This window comes from Zoogloea sp. JDB1 (assembly GCF_056724025.1).
In genome coordinates this window covers 2181426-2198141 of record NZ_CM161496.1, presented here as the reverse complement: position 1 = coordinate 2198141, position 16716 = coordinate 2181426, and the positions used below count along the sequence as shown (strand labels likewise).

14 protein-coding genes are annotated in these 16716 nt (G+C 67.5%); 6 read left to right on the top strand and 8 right to left on the bottom strand.

Translation table 11 applies throughout. From position 1 onward, the window contains the following. The first annotated feature begins 59 nt into the window (after positions 1-59). Positions 60-653: a phosphoheptose isomerase gene (locus AC1PPK_RS09840; RefSeq protein WP_481117641.1), complete on the top strand. Its 594-nt coding sequence runs from the start codon at positions 60-62 to the stop codon at positions 651-653. After that, positions 650-1288, top strand: a complete 639-nt coding sequence (locus AC1PPK_RS09835) for a BON domain-containing protein (RefSeq protein WP_481117640.1) — start codon at positions 650-652, stop codon at positions 1286-1288. The genes AC1PPK_RS09840 and AC1PPK_RS09835 overlap by 4 nt, the downstream gene beginning before the upstream one ends. A 93-nt stretch (positions 1289-1381) precedes the next feature. Here the strand turns inward: AC1PPK_RS09835 and AC1PPK_RS09830 are convergent, their stop codons facing one another. Continuing rightward, the gene (locus AC1PPK_RS09830) at positions 1382-2596 is read right to left on the bottom strand and encodes a YbfB/YjiJ family MFS transporter (protein ID WP_481117639.1); all 1215 of its coding nucleotides are present in this window, start codon (positions 2594-2596) and stop codon (positions 1382-1384) included. A 102-nt stretch (positions 2597-2698) separates the two neighbouring features. On the opposite strand from AC1PPK_RS09830, the gene AC1PPK_RS09825 reads away from it, so the two are divergent. Then, positions 2699-3574: a LysR substrate-binding domain-containing protein gene (locus AC1PPK_RS09825; RefSeq protein WP_481117638.1), complete on the top strand. Its 876-nt coding sequence runs from the start codon at positions 2699-2701 to the stop codon at positions 3572-3574. Here AC1PPK_RS09825 and AC1PPK_RS09820 read toward each other — a convergent pair. Genes AC1PPK_RS09820 through AC1PPK_RS09810 form a run of 3 tightly spaced genes read right to left on the bottom strand, consistent with a single transcriptional unit; the run spans position 3560 to position 6903 of the window. After that, the gene (locus tag AC1PPK_RS09820) at positions 3560-3964 is read right to left on the bottom strand and encodes a PPC domain-containing DNA-binding protein (RefSeq protein WP_481117637.1); all 405 of its coding nucleotides are present in this window, start codon (positions 3962-3964) and stop codon (positions 3560-3562) included. The two genes, AC1PPK_RS09825 and AC1PPK_RS09820, sit on opposite strands and share 15 nt — an antisense overlap. A gap of 31 nt (positions 3965-3995) precedes the next feature. Continuing rightward, on the bottom strand, positions 3996-6017 hold the full coding sequence (locus tag AC1PPK_RS09815) for a protein kinase domain-containing protein (RefSeq protein ID WP_481117636.1): 2022 nt from the start codon (positions 6015-6017) through the stop codon (positions 3996-3998). A 13-nt stretch (positions 6018-6030) separates the two neighbouring features. Continuing rightward, positions 6031-6903 carry a c-type heme family protein gene (locus tag AC1PPK_RS09810; protein WP_481117635.1) on the bottom strand — a complete coding sequence of 291 codons (873 nt, stop codon included), beginning with the start codon at positions 6901-6903 and terminating at the stop codon, positions 6031-6033. 246 nt (positions 6904-7149) lie between these two features. Between AC1PPK_RS09810 and AC1PPK_RS09805 the strand changes: the two genes are divergently transcribed. From AC1PPK_RS09805 to AC1PPK_RS09795, 3 genes are all read left to right on the top strand, one after another. Further along, positions 7150-9189 (top strand): bifunctional 2',3'-cyclic-nucleotide 2'-phosphodiesterase/3'-nucleotidase, encoded by a 2040-nt coding sequence (locus AC1PPK_RS09805; protein ID WP_481117634.1) that lies wholly within the window; start codon positions 7150-7152, stop codon positions 9187-9189. After that, positions 9167-9931 (top strand): tetratricopeptide repeat protein, encoded by a 765-nt coding sequence (locus AC1PPK_RS09800; protein WP_481117633.1) that lies wholly within the window; start codon positions 9167-9169, stop codon positions 9929-9931. Before AC1PPK_RS09805 ends, AC1PPK_RS09800 begins: the two co-directional genes overlap by 23 nt. A 324-nt stretch (positions 9932-10255) precedes the next feature. Continuing rightward, on the top strand, positions 10256-12127 hold the full coding sequence (locus AC1PPK_RS09795) for a potassium transporter Kup (protein ID WP_481117632.1): 1872 nt from the start codon (positions 10256-10258) through the stop codon (positions 12125-12127). Between the two features lie 15 nt (positions 12128-12142). Here the strand turns inward: AC1PPK_RS09795 and AC1PPK_RS09790 are convergent, their stop codons facing one another. From AC1PPK_RS09790 to gluQRS, 4 genes are all read right to left on the bottom strand, one after another. Beyond that, positions 12143-13594, bottom strand: coding sequence for an aminotransferase-like domain-containing protein (locus tag AC1PPK_RS09790; RefSeq protein ID WP_481117631.1), 1452 nt, complete (start codon positions 13592-13594; stop codon positions 12143-12145). 563 nt (positions 13595-14157) lie between these two features. Continuing rightward, positions 14158-14943, bottom strand: coding sequence for an SDR family NAD(P)-dependent oxidoreductase (locus AC1PPK_RS09785; protein ID WP_481117630.1), 786 nt, complete (start codon positions 14941-14943; stop codon positions 14158-14160). Between the two features lie 122 nt (positions 14944-15065). Then, positions 15066-15668, bottom strand: a complete 603-nt coding sequence (locus AC1PPK_RS09780) for a glutathione peroxidase (protein ID WP_481117629.1) — start codon at positions 15666-15668, stop codon at positions 15066-15068. 111 nt (positions 15669-15779) lie between these two features. After that, positions 15780-16706, bottom strand: a complete 927-nt coding sequence (gene gluQRS, locus AC1PPK_RS09775; RefSeq protein ID WP_481117628.1) for a tRNA glutamyl-Q(34) synthetase GluQRS — start codon at positions 16704-16706, stop codon at positions 15780-15782. Positions 16707-16716: the final 10 nt, after the last annotated feature.

Below are 16716 nucleotides of genomic sequence, written 5' to 3'. Positions count from 1 at the left end.
TTCCGGCTGGCCGACCGACGCAAATGCTAGAATCGCGGCCAACTTTCCCGGAGTCAAAGATGGATCTCGTCGCCCGTATCGCGCAGCAATTTACCGACAGCGCCCAGACCAAGCTGGCCGCCCTCGAGTTCATGGCCGAGCCCATCGCCGCGGCCATCGAAACGATGACCCACAGCCTGATGAACAACGGCAAGATCCTGGCTTGCGGCAACGGAGGTTCGGCCGCCGACGCCCAGCACTTCGCCGCCGAGCTGCTGAACCGCTTCGAGATGGAACGCCCGCCGCTGGCCGGCCTGGCGCTGACCACCGACAGCTCGACGCTGACCTCCATCGCCAACGACTACGACTACAGCCAGATCTTCTCCAAGCAGGTACGCGCCCTCGGTCAGCCCGGCGACGTGCTGCTGGCCATTTCCACCAGCGGCAACTCGCCCAACGTAATCGAGGCCATCCACGCAGCCCACCAGCGGGAAATGCTGGTGGTCGCCCTGACCGGCAAGGGCGGCGGCCAGATGGCTGAACTTCTCGGCCCCGGCGACATCCATCTGTGCGTCCCGGCAGACCGCACCGCGCGTATTCAGGAAGTCCACCTGGTCACCCTGCACTGCCTGTGCGACGGCATCGATTGCCTTTTCCTCGGAGTGGAAGAATGAACCTCGCCCGCAAGCCCCTGGCCTGGACCGCGCTGGTCCTCGGCACCCTGGCCGCCGCCCAGGGCTGCATCCCGGTCATCGTCGGAGGCACCGGCATGGCCGTTGCCATGGTTTCCGACCGGCGCAGCTCGGGCGCCTACGTGGAAGACGAAGGCATCGAATGGAAGAGCGTCAAACGCATCGAAGATGCCCTCGGCGATAAAGTGCACGTCAACGCCACCGCCTTCAACCGCAAGCTGCTGCTGACCGGAGAAGCCTTCAACGACGCCAGTCGCGATGAGGCCGGGCGCATTGCCGCCGCTGTCGAGAACGTCAAGGAAGTGGTCAACGAGTTGCGCGTAGCCCCCACCAGCACCCTGTCGGCGCGCAGCAACGACAGCTACATCAGCTCCCAGGTGAAGGCCCGCTTCGTGCCCCAGAAGGACTTCCGCGTGCAACAGGTCAAAGTGGTGACCGAAGCGTCCACGGTCTATCTGATGGGCCTCGTCACCCAGAGGGAAGGTAGCGCCGCCACCGAAGTCGCACGTACCACCAGCGGCGTGCAGAAGGTCGTGCGGGTCTTCGAGTACATCAGCGAGGACGAGGCCAGGCGCCTCGACAACACCACCAGCAACAACACTGAATCGGGCAAGTAAGCCTGGCGCTCCGCCCGTTAATTGCCCAAAGGCCCTGCCGGACTTCGGCAGGGCCTTTGCATTTGAGCGCGCGATCAGCAGCGGCGCAACCCCTCAGCCCTGCGCGCAGGGCTGCAAGCCGGCGGCGCACATCTCCCGCTTTTCAAGGCCGCGCAGCAGCACCAGCAACAATGTGCCCACCGCCATCACCGCCCCGGCCAGGTACAGCCCCGCCGTGTAGCTGCCGACCGCCGTGGCCAGCCAGCCGGTGACGGCCGGGCCGAGGATCTGCGCCGCGCCGTAGGAGAGCGTCATCTTGCCCATCATCTTGGCCGGACGGGTCGGGTAGTAGCGGCCGGCCATCGTCAGCACCAGGCTCACCATACCGATGAAGGTGGCGCCGAACAGCAGCGCCCCGACGAGCGCCGCGGCCAGCCCGCCCACGGTGACCGGCAGCACGATGCCGACGATCTGCAGCAGCGCCGCGACTATCAGTGCGTTGAGGTCGCCCGTGCGGCGCGCCACCAGGTCCCACAGGATGCAGGCCGGCGCCGCCGCCACGCCGATCGCCAGGAACACCAGCGAGCCTTTGCCGGCGAGGCCCGGCAGGCGGTCCACGATGGCGACGATGAAGGTCGCGCTGACCACGTAGCCGATGCCGGCACAGAAATAGGCCGCCATGAACAGGCGCAGGAAGCCCGCCGTCGGCGGCCGGTCCGCCATCTGCGCGGCGCTGTGGCTGGCCGGGTTGCGCCCCGGCGACGGCAGCCAGCGCAACGCCGGCACCAGCAGCACGGCACCGAAGACGGTCAGCACGAACCATTGCTGACGCCAGTCCAGCCACTGACTCATCAGCGCGACCGCCGCCGCACAGGCGGTAATGCCGATGCCGATACCGGCGAAATGGATGCCCAGCTCGCTGCGGTGGTTGTGGCGGATCAGCCAGTTGAGGATCAGCCCGGTGCCGAACAGCATGCCCGCCGCGCTGGCCAGGCCGGCGACGAAGCGCGACAACGCCCACACCAGTGGATCGGTGCTGAGGCCCATCACCGCGGTACTCGCCACCGCCAGCACCATGCCGATGCGGTACAGGCGGTCCTTCAGGACCAGATCGCCGATCAGCGACGCGAGCAGCGCGCCGCTCAGATAGCCGGCGTAATTGACCGCCGCCAGCAGCCCGCCTTCGGCCACGCCGAGACCGGCCTGCTGCTGCATCAGCGGCAACAGCGGTGTGTAGGCGAAACGGGCGACGCCCAGCGCCAGCACCAGGCTGAAGATACCGGCACCGAGCACACGGAAACGTTCGGCGGCAGAACTGTGTTCGCTCATGGCAGCAGCCTCCTCGTGATTGGAGCGGACACGATAAACAGGCTAAACTATCTCATCAAATGATTTATCAAGAACATTCAATTCTCTAATGGAGATATGAATATGGAACTCGTCGCACTGCGCACCTTCCAGGCGGTGGTTGAGGAAGGTGGCATCCTCGCCGCCTCCCGCAAGCTGAACACCGTCCAGTCCAACGTGACGGGCCGCATCCGCCGCCTGGAAGAGGAACTCGGCACCGAGCTGTTCCACCGCAAGGGCCGCGGACTGGAGCTGGCTCCGCCGGGCCGCGTACTCCTCGACTACGCCCGCCGCATGCTGCTGCTCGAACGGGAGACCAGCGCCGCCGTCCGCCAAGTCGGCGAGAGCGCCGGCGAGCTGCGCATCGGCGCGATGGAGACCTTTGCCGCGGTGCACCTTCCTCGCGCGCTGAAAGCCGTGCGAGCCCGCCATCCGCGCGTCGAGCTGCGGGTCAGCACCGACACCAGCGCCGCGCTGATTGAACGCCTGCTCGACCACAAGCTCGACTGCGCCTTCGTCGGCGGGCCGGTGATCCATCCTGAACTGGTCTTCGAGGAACTGGTGGTGGAGGAACTGGTGCAGGTCTGCGCGGCCGGCGCCGACCCGGTGCTTCAACCAGTGATCCTGTTCCGCGAGGGCTGCGCCTACCGCACCCGCGCGCTAGCCTGGCAACGGGCCAGCGGGCACGCGGTGGCCGACGCGATGGAGTTCGGCACACTGGAAGGCATCATCGGCTGCGTGTCGGTCGGCCTCGGGTGGACGCTGCTGCCGCGGCGGGTGGTGGAACAGTCGCCGCACCGGGCCGACCTGACGGTGCTTGAAGTGCCGGCACAGATCAGCCGCGTGCAGACCGGCGTCGCCTACCTGCGCGCCGCGCCGCCGATGGCGGCGATCAAGACCCTCGCCGACGCAGCGGCGACGCTGGCCAACGGCACGGCCGAAGCCTCAGCCCAGGTCTAAAGCTCGCTGGCGCACTACCAGCTCGGCGTAGCCGGTCTGCAGGTCGGGCTCGCGCTGGAAATCCCAGCCAGGCAGGCGCATCAGCAGGACCTCGGCGGTCGTGCGCACGACACAGCCGTAGCCCAGGTGCCCGCCGATCACCGTGCCGGACGCCGTCGCCACCGCCCCGTGCAGGTGGGAACCGTTGGCGGCGATGGTGCCGCTGAGGCTCAGCAGCTCGATGTCGCCCTCCAGCGCCTGCAACTCGCCCGCGCCAGCCAGGCGCAGATGCGCACCGCTCAGGCTGCCGATTCCCGCCAGCACGAAGGCCGCCGCACCGCCTTCGGCGAACAACACGCACTCCAACGCCCGGCGCAAATCCTGGCCAGGGGTCAGGCGTATCGGTTGCACGTCCATCCTCTCCTCCAAGCCTGGGCGGAACTCATTCCTCCGGACCCACCTCGGTCATGAAACGCCGACGCTCGGCATCCTTGTCGATATGGCTGGCCAGCGCCCGGCACAGCGTCGCGACGCTGTTGGCGGTGCGGGACTCCCGACGCACCAGCACCCTGGCCATCGGCCCGATGTAACGGGCGAAAATCTGCTCGACCCGTGCCAGCTCGGCTTCCGGAATCACGCTGACCGCCCCTGCGGCCGCCGACGACACACTGGCCGAGCTGCGCACAGCCGTACCTGCAAGCAGGCTGCGCGACGAGGCTCCCCCCGACACGGGCCCGGAGGCCGCCACCACGCCGGACAGAAAAGCACTGCGCGGCGCCGGATCGGGGATCATCGCCGCCAGCAGTTCATGCAGCCCCGACAGATTCTCGGCCCGCGGCAGGGTCTTGCGGACCAGGATCTTCGCCATCGGCCCGATGTGCAGGGCCAGGATACGCTCAGCCGCTTCGATGGCCGCCGGGCTCAGGTCACCGCCCACCGCCGCCTGGCGGATCGACAGGTCGGCCACCCGCGCGCTGGCGAGCAGACTGACCCCGCTGTAAGCGTAAAGCTCATGGTCGCGGGCCTGTGCGTCGCGGCGCAAACCGATGTGGCGGAAGTAGTCGCCAGCATTCTTCTTGAGCTGGTGGATGACCTCGTAGTAAGCCCGCGCCACCAGCACCTGGCCGGGGCTGGAGAAGCGCATGACCCGGAAAGCCGTAGTGATGCCGTCGCCAAGGATGCGCGAGCGCCCGTTGGGGTCGGGCGCCACCCGCACCGGGCCGAGGTTGATACCCATGTGCACGCCGATCCCGGCGCCCGCCGCGGCGTCTCCCAACTGCACCGCGGTGCGCAGCGCGTCTTCCGGATCGCCGACATAGCAGACCGCGCAGCCTTCCTTGGTATTGACCGCCAGCCGCGTGGTGGGCGGCACCGGGGCGATGGCCTGGGTCAGCATCTGCACCAGGCGCGAGCGCCCTTCCCGCTGGGCTGCCTCGTCGGCGGGTGCAACGGCCACGTCGGCGAACAGCACCGCGCCGATGAAGGTGCGCGCTTCCGATGCCGACAGCCCGAGGGGCAGCGGCGCGTCCACCGGCGGTTCGGACGCCTCTCCGCCGGTCGGCGGCGCCAGGCAGGCCCGACGGAAATCCGCCACCTGGCGCGGGCGCTTGTCCTCGTTCGGGTTGAGCGCCCAGTCGATGGCCTTCAGCATGCCTGCGCCGAAGGCATCCACGTTGCCAATGTCTACCGCCTTTGGCATGGCATCCTCGCGCAGGCGAGCGAAGGCTTCCATCGGCAGCTTGCCGGTAATCATCCAGTACATCACGCCGGCCAGCGCGTAGAGATCGGTCCACGGCCCCTGCTTGCCGTGGCGGTGGTACTGCTCGGCCGGCGCGAAGCCCGGCGTCACCACCGCGGTGAGGGTCTGGTCGATGCCATCCAGCTCCAGCCGGCGGGCCGAGCCGAAATCGAGCAGCACCGGCGAGCCGTCGGCACGGATGTAGATGTTGCCGGGTTTGATGTCCCGGTGCAGGAAACCCGCCGCGTGGATCGCCTCCAGCCCGTCGAGCAGCGGTCGCACGATGCGCACCAGGCTCGCCCGGTCGAGGGGCAGGCGCCCCACCAGCCAGCGCTGCAGCGGCTGGCCGGTCTCGTATTCCATCACCATGTAGGCGGTGTCGTTGCCGCGGAAATAACGCAGCACCCGCACGATGCCCGGATGATGGAAGCTGGCCAGCGCCCGCGATTCGAGCAGGAAGCGCTGCAGGCCCCACTCGAAGCCCTTGGCCGCCTCGCTGGAGCGCGGCCGCACGGCAAGACCGTCGCGCCGCACGGCGAGATCCTTGGGCAGGTATTCCTTGATCGCCACCTGGCAGTCCAGGTGGGTGTCACGGGCCAGGTAGGTGATGCCGAAGCCGCCCCCGCCGAGCACCCGCTCGATGCGGTACTCGTTGATGACGTAGCCCGACGGCAACGCGAACAGGTCGTCCTGGCCCGACCCGGGCGGAAGCTTCTCGTCGCTCACGGTGGTGGGCGGATCAAGCGTCGATCATCTGCATCGCCTTCTCGAGGCTGCGACGCATGCGGTTGAAGGAACTGGCCAGCACAGACACTTCGTCCTTGCCGCCCTCCGGGAACTCCGGCTGGTTGAAGTCGCCGGTGCTGATCTTGTCCGCCGCGTCCGACATGCGCGACACCGGGCGGATGATCAGCCAGGACAGCATCAGGTTGAGCACCGCGAAGACCGCCACGAAAACCGCCGCCAGGGACATCATGAAGGTGCTGAAGGCCTGAGCGGCGTTGTCCAGCGGCACCGACATCGGCACCGACACCACCTGGGCGCCGACCACCTCGTTGAGCTTCCAGCCGAAGCCGTTGGCGCTCCCATACACCTTGATCATGCTCGGCGGCGCCGCCTCGGGCGAGCTGTGACAGGGCAGACAGGCCGCCGTCTCGATGCGGATCGGATGCGCCACGTACAGCGCAGGTCCGGTGGGCGTGTCGCGCTGGCCGGTGATCTCCTTGCTGTCCGGCGTGTTGCGGAAGGTGTTGACGAGGTCCGCCTCCCAGTCCGCCGCCCGGTCGCGCGGGTTGGTCGGGTTGAGAGTGGCTTCCTTGTAGGCGTAGTTGGGGTACTTCTTGTGCAGCTCGTTGAGGGTCTCGGTGGCCGCATAGGCCGGCACCGTCTGCGGCAGGAACTGCTTGTCCATCAGCAGGTTGAGGTGCGGCTTCACCTGGCCAACCGTATAGCCGCGGATCGCCAGCGCCGCCTCCATGACCAGCCGCGCCTCGCCGAGCACCTGCTCGCGGGCGTGGCGGTACAGCAGGTCGTGGGAGATGTAGCCGGCCACACCGAATCCGGCCAGGAACACAGCCAGCAGTACCAGGTTGAACTTGAGTCGCAATCCCATGGGAATCTCCAAAGATGGCCCATGGGCCGGAAGGGCTATCATTTTTGCACATTGCGAAGTCATATTGCAGACCGTCAGCATTGCGCCACCCGTCATTTCGAGCCATCGGGCAACCTGCGCTCTCCACGCAACCTGCCCCACGGCACCGACTTCACTCCTCTTACGCATGGACGCAAGAATATCGTCATGCTTTCGCAACCAGCAGCGGCGATCCTCCCTGGCTTTCCTTCGCCCGCCTGGTGTTCCATGTCTTCCACGATCTATTCCCGCCTCGAAGTGGCCGCCGGCTGCCTGCTGGCCAGCCTGTTCCTGCACGGCTGCGGCAGCAGCAACCACGACAGCCAGAACGTGCCCACCGGCACCAAGGCCACGCTGGCCCTGCTGGAAACCACCGACCTGCACACCAATGTGCTGAGCTATGACTACTTCAAGCTCGCCGAAGACAAATCCCTCGGTTTCGAGCGCACCGCCACACTGATCACCCAGGCCCGCCAGGAATTCCCCAACACCCTGCTGCTCGACAACGGCGACACCATCCAGGGCACCGCGTTGTCCGATTACCAGGCGCTGGTCAACCCGGTGTCCTGCAGCCAGCCGCTGGCCATCTACAAGGTGATGAACGCCGCCGGCTTCGAAGGCGGTGGCATCGGCAACCATGAGTTCAACTATGGCCTGCCCTTCCTGAGCCAGGTCACCGGCAACCGCTTCAACGTGGATGGCCTGGCCGATCCGGCCGCCCAGCCGACCTGCAAGGGCCCGAGCTTCCCGCAGGTGCTGGCCAACGTGAACAGCGTCAAGACCAGCGCCCCGCTGTTCCAGCCCTACACCATCATCAACAAGACCGTCACCGCCACCGGCCCGGACGGCAAACCGGTCACCGGCACCGTCAAGGTCGGCATCATCGGCTTTACCCCGCCCACCATCATGAGCTGGGACAAACGCTGGCTGGACGGCAAGGTCTACACGGTCGGTGTCAAGGAAGCCGCCGAGAAGTACATCCCCGAAATGCGCGCCAAAGGCGCCGACCTGGTGGTGGTGATCTCCCACGGTGGCCTCGACGACAGCACCTACTCGCCGACGATGGAGAACGGCAGCTACCACCTGTCCAAGGTGGCCGGCGTGGACGCCATGCTGATCGGCCATTCCCACCAGATCTTCCCCAACGCCACCAGCACCGTGTCCCAGTTCAATCTGCCCGGCGTGGACAAGGTGGCCGGCACCGTGAACGGCGTGCCGACCGTGATGGCCAACTACTGGGGCAAGCACCTGGGCGTCATCAAGTTCGATCTGACCTACGACGGTAAGACCTGGACCATCGACAAGAGCAAAACCGTCGTTCAGGCCCGCTCCACGCAGAACGCCGACAAGAGCTACGTGGCCGTCGATCCGACCGTCGCCGCAGCGATCGCCACCGAACATCAGGCCACCATCGACTACGTGAAGACGCCGATCGGCAGCACCGACTTCGAGATGTCCAGCTACTTCGCCGACGTCGGCGATCCCGGCGCCATCGAGTTAGTGAACCAGGCCCAGGCAGACTACGTAGCCAAATACGTAGCCGCCAACCTGCCCCAGTACGCCGCGCTGCCGGTGCTGTCGGTCAGCGCCCCGTTCAAGAGCGGCTTCGCTGGCGGCACCGACTACACCGACGTGCAGCAAGGCAACCTGGCGATCAACAACGCCGCCGACCTCTACCTGTACCCCAACACCATCTACGCGGTGAAGGTCAGCGGCTCAGATATCAAGAACTGGCTGGAAACCGCCGCCAAGCGCTTCAACCAGATCGACCCGGCGAGCACAGCCCAGCAGGAACTGATCAGCAGCTTCCCCGGCTACAACTTCGACATGTTCACCAGCGCCGACATCCGCTACGAGATCGACGTGACCAAACCGGTTGGCAGCCGCATCGTCAACCTCAAGTACAAGGGCGTGGCCATCGATCCGGCCAAGGCCTTCATCGTCGCCACCAACAACTACCGGGCCAGCGGCGGCGGCAGCTTCCCGGGCCTGGACGGCAGCAAGACCATCTACGCCTCGCCGGATGCCAACCGGGACGTGCTGATCCAGTACATCAAGACGGCGAAGACGATCACCCGCGCCGCCAATGGATCGGACCGCAGCTGGCGCTTCACGCCGGTGACGACCGCCGGGCAGGTGGTCTTCCACTCGGCGCCGGGCAAGCTGGCCCTCGCCCAGGCCGCCGGCCTGACCGGAATCACCCAACTGCAAGCCGACGACGGCAGCGGCAAGAGCCTCGCCCTGTATGCGATCGATCTTTCCAAGTAAGCCCCACCAAGCGCGCCTCGCCGCAGCCCTGCTGGCCGCGGCGGCGGCCTTGGGCGGCATCGCCTGGGCCAGCCGCACACCGGCCCCGACGACGGCCGAACTGGCGCAGCTGCAGATCCTCGCCGGCCCCGGCCGGCAGGACGCCGCGCTGGCCCGCCTGACCGCCCTGGCCGACGGTGGCGGAGCCGACGCCCGCCGCACGCTGGGCCTGGCCTTACTGAGCCGTGGCGACCAGGACGGGAAGGGGCTGCGGTGGCTGCGCCGGGCCGTAGAGGACGGCGACGTGGAGGCCCGCTTCCAGCTCGGCAAGCTTTACTCGGCCGGCGCCGCCGGGGTTTCCGCCGACGCGGCGCGCGCCTTCGCGTGGTTCTCGGCGGCCGGCAAGGCCGGCCATGCCGGCGCAGCCTACTACCTGGGCATCGCGTGGCGGGATGGCTACGGGGTGAAGACGGATCACGCCGAAGCGGCCCGCTGGCTACGCCAGGCCGCTGACGCCGACATCGCAGCAGCCCAGTTCCTGCTCGCCAACGCCTACCGGGAAGGCGACGGCGTCCCCCGCAACGACACGGAAGCGCTGCGCCTGTACGTCGCCGCCGCTGAGCAGGACCACCCGGAAGCCTGCCAGACCCTAGCGATGGCCCATCTCAACGGCGAGCTGGGCCTGCCGCGGGACGAAGAAGAAGGCCGCCACTACCTGATGGAAGCGGCCCACGCCCTGAAGCACCCAGCCCTCAAGCCCTGAACGGCCCCCTGTGACGGAGAGCACGCCCTGGGCGCTCCGTCACTTTCTCCGTCACGACCCCGCCTCCGTCATCGGTTTGCCCGCCACTGGCAGGCATATCCTTTCCTTTAGCGATCTCCCTCCCCCCGCTGCAGCAGGAGTACCACACGACGGCGTACGGTGTAATCTGTCGCGCCCCCTTGCACTCACGCACACGCGTGGATGAGGCCCCGCCCACGAGCACCGGCTTGCGACAGGTCAATATCGGCGGGAGCCAGACCCGGACAATAGACCGGTGGCCGCAAGCAGCGCCTTCCCGATCAACAAAAAAGAAAGAGCCCGGCCGTGTCCTCCGAACACTCCCGAAAGCCCCTCGCCCCCATCGTCGTCAGCGCCATCGGCGTCGTCTTCGGCGACATCGGCACCAGCCCGCTGTATGCCCTCAAGGAAATCTTCAACGGGCATCACCCCATCCCGGTCACCCCGGACAACATCCTCGGCGTGCTGTCGCTGGTGTTCTGGTCGATCATGGCGCTGGTCACCGTCAAGTACGTCAGCGTGATCATGCGCGCCGACAACCGCGGCGAAGGCGGCTCCCTGGCCTTGCTGTCGCTGATCACCGAGAACTCCCACAACCGGGTCGTGACCTGGGCCATCTCGCTGCTGGGCATCTTCGCCGCGGCGCTGTTCTACGGCGACAGCATGATCACCCCGGCCATCTCGGTGTTGTCGGCGGTGGAAGGGCTGGAGATCGTCTCGTCGGAGCTCACCCGCTACGTGCTGCCGCTGACGCTGGTGATCCTGACCGTACTGTTCTTCATCCAGAAACGCGGCACCGGCACCGTAGGCATGTTCTTCGGGCCGGTGATGATCGGCTGGTTCGCGGTCCTCGGCCTGCTCGGCATCCTCGAGATCAGCCGCCACCCGGCCGTGCTGACGGCCCTCAATCCGGCCTACGCCATCGGCTTCATCACCCATCACCCACAGCTCGCCTTCCTGGCCCTCGGCTCGGTGGTGCTGTCGGTGACCGGCGGCGAGGCCTTGTACACCGACATGGGCCACTTCGGCCGTTTCCCGATCCGCCTGGCCTGGTTCGGCTTCGTGCTGCCGGCGCTGGTGCTCAACTACTTCGGCCAGGGCGCCCTGCTGCTCAACGAGCCGGCCGCCATCGAAAGCCCCTTCTTCCACCTGGGCCCCAACTGGGCCACGATCCCACTGGTCATCCTGGCCACGCTGGCCACCGTGATCGCCTCCCAGGCGGTCATCTCGGGAGCCTTCTCAGTGGCCCGCCAGGCGGTGCAGATGGGTTTCCTGCCACGCATGCTGATCGTCCATACATCGGGTGCCGAGGCCGGCCAGATCTACGTCCCCTTCACCAACTGGACCCTCTACCTGGCCGTAGTGGCGCTGGTCCTCGGCTTCAAGAACTCCTCCAACCTGGCTGCCGCCTACGGCATCGCGGTCACCGGCACGATGCTCATCGACACGGTGCTGGTGGCCTTCGTGATGGTCCTGCTGTGGCGCTGGCATCCGGTCGTGGTGGCGCTGGTGATCGGCGCCTTCCTGGCGGTGGACATCGCCTTCTTCGCTGCCAATGCGCTGAAGATCCCCGAAGGCGGCTGGTTCCCGATCGCCGCCGGCTTGGTCTCCTTCACCGTGCTGACCACCTGGCGGCGCGGGCGCCGACTGGTGCGGCGGGAGCTCGCCAAGCAGGGCATCCCGATGTCGGTCTTCCTCGACACCCTGTGCGACGTGCACCGCGTGAACGGCACCGCGGTCTTCATGACCAGCTCCAAGGAAGGCGTGCCGGCCGCGCTGCTGCACAACCTCAAGCACAACCAGATCCTGCACGAACGGGTCGCTCTGGTGACCGTCGAGACCGCCGACACGCCGCACGTGAACGAGATGGAGCGCATCTACCTGCACCGCATGAACAAGAGCTTCCTGCGCATCGTGATCCGCTACGGCTTCATGGAGGATCCGGACGTTCCGCAGGCCCTGCAGTGCTGCAAGCGCTACGGCGAATCCTTCGACATGATGGAGACGACCTTCTACGTGTCCCGCGAGACCGTCATCCCGAGCGTGCTCGGGCGGCGCATCAACCCATGGCGCGCGCGGCTGTTCGCCTTCATGTCGAAGAATGCCACCAGCGCCACGGATTTCTTCAGAATCCCGAACAACCGCGTCGTCGAGCTGGGCACCCAGCTGGTGATCTAGCGGCGCGGGCGGCCGTCAGCGGCCGTCCGCCACGATCTGCGCCAGGCGCCGCAGGGCCGCGTCGATCCGCGACGAGAAGGGAAAGCCGCAGCTGATGCGCAGGAAATGATCGAAACGCGTGGAGTTGGAGAACATCGCTCCCGGCGCCACGCGGATGCCTTCCGCCAGCGCAGCTTCGAAAACCGCCCGCGACGACCGCCCCTCCGGCATCTCCACCCATAACAGCATGCCGCCCCGCGGCATGTTGAGACGCGTGCCCGGCGGGAAATGGCTGGCGATGGCTTCAGCCATCGACGCCCGCTGGGCCTTGAGCAGCCTGCGCAGCCGGACCAGGTGGCGATCGAAGGCGTGGCTACCCATGAACTCGCCGAGGGCGATCTGCGCCAGAGCATCGTTGGGCCGGCTCTGAGCATGCTTGAGCATGCGCACCCGCGCCTCCCAGCGCCCGCTGATCATCCAGCCGACGCGCATGCCGGGCGCCAGCATCTTGTGCAGCGAGCCGCAATAGATCACGTTACCGGCCCGATCCCAGGCCTTGCAGCTCTTCAGCGGCAGATCGTCATCCCCGAGGGCGCCGTAGATGTCGTCCTCCACCAGCGTGACCCCATGGGTTTCACACAGCGCCACCAGGCGGGCCTTCTCGGCGTCCGGCATGACGGAACCGAGGGGATTCTGGAAATTCGGCACCACCACCACCGCGCGGATCCGCTCGTGGGTCTGGAGAGCCAGCTCGAGGGCCTCCACCGACAGGCCGCGGCTCGGGCTGGTGGGAATCTCCAGCGTCCGCAAGCCCAGGCTCTCGATGACCTGCAACAGGCCGAAATAGGTCGGCGACTCCACCGCGACCACGTCGCCGGGCTGGGCCACAGCGCGCAGGGCCAGGTTGATCGCCTCGGTACACCCATGGGTGACGAGGATCTCGTCCGCCGTCGGCTGCATACCCGCCACCAATGCACGCTGCGCCAGCACCTGGCGGAAGCCCGGGTCGCCCTGCGGCGGAACCGGGCTGACCAGCACCTCGGGACGCCGCCGCAGGGCGCGCAGCGCGGCGTTCTTCAGCGCTTCCTGGGGATAGGCCTCGGGCGCGCCGAAAGCCAGCGCCAGGTTGGTATGCACCGGGAAGCGCTCGCACTTGGCGACGAAATCCGACACCCGATCGTGGATGCCGCTGAAGGATGCCGGATCGGGCAGCGCCTGCCGCGGGTCCGGTTCGCGTACCGGTTGCAGCAGCGTGTGACGCGGACGCAGCACGTAATAGCCGGAACGCGCCCGTGCCTCCAGCAGGCCCTCGTCCTCCAGGCTGCGGCAAGCCTGCAGCGCCGTGCTCAGGCTGACCCGGTGGGTCCGCGTGAGGGTCCGCAGGGAAGGCATGCGCGCGCCCGGAGCCAGCACGCCGGCATGGATCGCGCGCCGGTAGTGGCCAGCAACGCGGGCATACAGCAAGTCTTCGAATTCGGCGTTTTCCATCGCCCGATGATCTCCGATCGGAACGCACCGACACAGGCACAGATCGGCACAAGACGCACCATAACAGTCCACCGGTAGCGCCGCTGTACCGGCACAGAAAGTCAGGCCCTGTGTCTGTCCGTACACACCCCCGATCCGTAGGCTGGAGCCATTCCTCACCGCCAGGAGTCGCCACGATGCCAGCCCCCGTTTCCACCATCCGCAGCCTGCGCTTTCACGCCGGGGAAACGCGCCTACTTCAGCTCGACGCCGGTACACGCTTGATCGTCCAGGACGGCCAGTTGGCCTGCACGCCACCGCCGCGCTGGCTCGGCGAACAGCTTCAGCACGCTTCGCAGATCCTCGAACCCGGTGTTCCGTTGCAGCTGGAGGAAGCCGGATGGACCAGCTTGCGGGCGGCCAGCGACGGCACCCTACTGATTGCGCCGCCCCCCGCCGGCGACGGCCTCCTGGCCGCCGTACTGACCCACCTCCGTCGGCTGCGCCAGCTCGAACTGGACTGGCTGCGCCGCGAACGCCAACTATTGCAGCGGCTGCTGGGCACGCCGGAACCGCCCACCGGGCTACAGGCCATCCCCTCGCGAGATGAGGTGGAAGTAGACCCGGTCCGGCAGCCAGCGCAACACCTTCATGATCCGCGTGAAGCGGTGCGGGAAATGGATTTCGAAGGCACCGCCGGCGAAGCCGTGGATGATGCACCGGGCAGCGTCCTCGGCCGAGATCAGAGCCGCCGTCTCCGGATCGTTCCTGGCACTCAGCGGCGTGGCGACGAAGCCGGGATTGATCAGGAAGACCGACACACCCCGCGGTGCGAGGTCGAGATAGAGAATCTCGGCAAAGTTGATCAGCGCCGCCTTGCTCGGCCCGTAGGCCAACGCCTGGGGTAGCCCCCGGTAGCCCGCCACGCCGCCGAAGATGGCGATGGCGCCAGCACCCTGGCGGATCAGCTGGGGCACCACCGCGGCGACGCCGTCCATCACGCCCAGCAGGTTGGTGTGCACGGTCTGGCGGGCTGAGTCGGTGGTCAGATCCCAGGCCCGGAGCGGGGTATAGGTTCCGGCGCTGATGATGACCAGATCCACGCCGCCCCAGCTATCGAGGATGTCCAGCATGGCCGGAGTGAAGGCGCCGGCATCGGTCACATCGAGGGGCAGCACCAGCGCGTCATGCAGTTCCGCCGCCAGCTGGCGCAAGCGCGGCGCATTACGCGCAGACAGGGCCAGCCGCGCGCCGCGCCGGTCCAGTTCCAGTGCCAGCGCCGCCCCGATGCCCCTGGACGCACCGATGATCCACACCCGCCGGCTCCGCCAGTCGGTGATGGGTGTATTCGTCGGACCGAACCAGGTCATCGCGACTCCCGCTTCCGGTGGCCCACGAACCACCATCCGCAAGCGCGGATCGGCTGCCACCTCTTTTCAGCGTAGCGCACCGACGCGGGGTCCGCCGCCCGCGCCCCCAGCCAGCGCGGGTATCAGGGACGTTCGGCGAGGGCCCGCTCGACGGCGGTGACGAAGGTTTTGTTGTCCGGTGCCGTCGTGCTCGGGAAACTGAGCACTCTCTGGCCGCTGCGGTCGATCAGGTACTTGTGGAAATTCCACTTCGGCTTCTCGCCGGTGATGGAGGCCAACTGCTTGTAGAGCGGATTGGTGGTGCTGCCCACCACATCCGACTTGCCCAGCATCGGAAACTTGACGCCGTAGGTCAGCCGGCAGAAATCGGAGATCTCCTTGTTGCTGCCCGGCTCCTGGCCGCCGAAGTCGTTGGACGGGAAGCCGAGCACCACCAGGCCCTGGTCCTTGTACTTGGCGTACATCTTCTCGAGGCCATCGTACTGGCCGGTGAAGCCGCAGTAGCTTGCGGTATTGACCACCAGTACCACCTTGCCGCGGTATTGGCACAGGGGCTGCGGAGATTCGTCCTGCAGGCGCGGGAAAGTGTAGTTGAGCAGCGCCGGACAGGCCTGCCCGCCCTCCGGTGCCGCGGGCACTGCCTGGGCTGCGGGTTCCGCCGCCGCCACCGGCAGCGCCAGACCCAGCAGCGCGCTCAGCATGACGCGGGATAGGACTGCATTCATTCTGATCTCCAGTCTGATCGTTCCAGCAGAAGCCCCTCGCCCCCGCCCGACAGCCGGTGGACCCGCCCCGCCGGCACGGAGTTCGCACTCAGTCCCGGCGACAACGCGCCGCTAAGCGTAACCGGGCGCCGGCTGGATGCGCCGGCGCGGCACCTTGTCCATCGACCAATTGTCGCACCCCCAGGCCCACACCGCCGCCAGGCCCGACTCTGCCAGGTCGGCCGGCGGGCACTGGCCGAGGAAAGCCAGCACGTCCGCCAGCAGCCGGGCCGGCTCACCCTCGTCCACCGCGCGGGCGAGGGTCTGCTTGGAGAGCTTCTCGCCAGCGGTGTTGCAAGCCACCGGCAGATGGGCATAGGCCGGCACCGGATGGTCGAGCAGGTGCTGCAGCAATATCTGGCGACAGGTCGAATCGATCAGATCGGCGCCACGGACCACTTCGCTGATGCCCGCCTCCGCGTCATCCACCACCACCGCCAGCTGGTAGGCGAACAAGCCGTCGGCGCGCAGCAGCACGAAGTCACCCACGTCGGCGGCGACGTCCTCGGCGATGGTCCCCTGCACCCGGTCGTCGAAGCTCACCATGCCGGGCTCCACCCGCAGGCGATAGGCCCGCGCCACACGCCCCGGCGGCAGGCCGTCGCGGCAGGTGCCGGGGTAACGCCGCGTGCCGTCCCGGGCCAGCGCCGAATCGGCCATCTCCTTGCGGGTGCACGCGCAGCCGAAGACCCGGCCGGCCGCCTGCAGGTGCGCGAAGGCATCCCGGTAGGCGTCGCCGCGGGCACTCTGCCAGACCACCGGGCCGTCCCATTCGAAGCCGAAGCGCTCCAGCGTGCGCAGGATGCCTTCGGCGGCACCGGGCACGCAGCGCGGCGTATCGACGTCCTCGATGCGCAGCAGCCACTGCCCGCCCTGGCTGCGCGCCGACAAGCAGCTGCCGAGGGCCGCCACCAGCGACCCGAAATGCAGCGGGCCGCTCGGCGACGGAGCGAAGCGGCCGACCACCCTGCCGCGCTCCGCATCTGCCTCAGAACGCATGCCCGCCCCC

What these genes read in the sequence shown, in the direction of transcription:
- AC1PPK_RS09840 (WP_481117641.1), top strand. Translation starts at nt 60, where the DNA reads ATGGATCTCGTCGCCCGTATCGCGCAGCAATTTACCGACAGCGCCCAG.
- AC1PPK_RS09835 (WP_481117640.1), top strand. Translation starts at nt 650, where the DNA reads ATGAACCTCGCCCGCAAGCCCCTGGCCTGGACCGCGCTGGTCCTCGGC.
- AC1PPK_RS09830 (WP_481117639.1), bottom strand. Translation starts at nt 2,596, where the DNA reads ATGAGCGAACACAGTTCTGCCGCCGAACGTTTCCGTGTGCTCGGTGCC.
- AC1PPK_RS09825 (WP_481117638.1), top strand. Translation starts at nt 2,699, where the DNA reads ATGGAACTCGTCGCACTGCGCACCTTCCAGGCGGTGGTTGAGGAAGGT.
- AC1PPK_RS09810 (WP_481117635.1), bottom strand. Translation starts at nt 6,903, where the DNA reads ATGGGATTGCGACTCAAGTTCAACCTGGTACTGCTGGCTGTGTTCCTG.
- AC1PPK_RS09805 (WP_481117634.1), top strand. Translation starts at nt 7,150, where the DNA reads ATGTCTTCCACGATCTATTCCCGCCTCGAAGTGGCCGCCGGCTGCCTG.
- AC1PPK_RS09800 (WP_481117633.1), top strand. Translation starts at nt 9,167, where the DNA reads ATGCGATCGATCTTTCCAAGTAAGCCCCACCAAGCGCGCCTCGCCGCA.
- AC1PPK_RS09790 (WP_481117631.1), bottom strand. Translation starts at nt 13,594, where the DNA reads ATGGAAAACGCCGAATTCGAAGACTTGCTGTATGCCCGCGTTGCTGGC.
- AC1PPK_RS09785 (WP_481117630.1), bottom strand. Translation starts at nt 14,943, where the DNA reads ATGACCTGGTTCGGTCCGACGAATACACCCATCACCGACTGGCGGAGC.
- AC1PPK_RS09780 (WP_481117629.1), bottom strand. Translation starts at nt 15,668, where the DNA reads ATGAATGCAGTCCTATCCCGCGTCATGCTGAGCGCGCTGCTGGGTCTG.
- gluQRS (WP_481117628.1), bottom strand. Translation starts at nt 16,706, where the DNA reads ATGCGTTCTGAGGCAGATGCGGAGCGCGGCAGGGTGGTCGGCCGCTTC.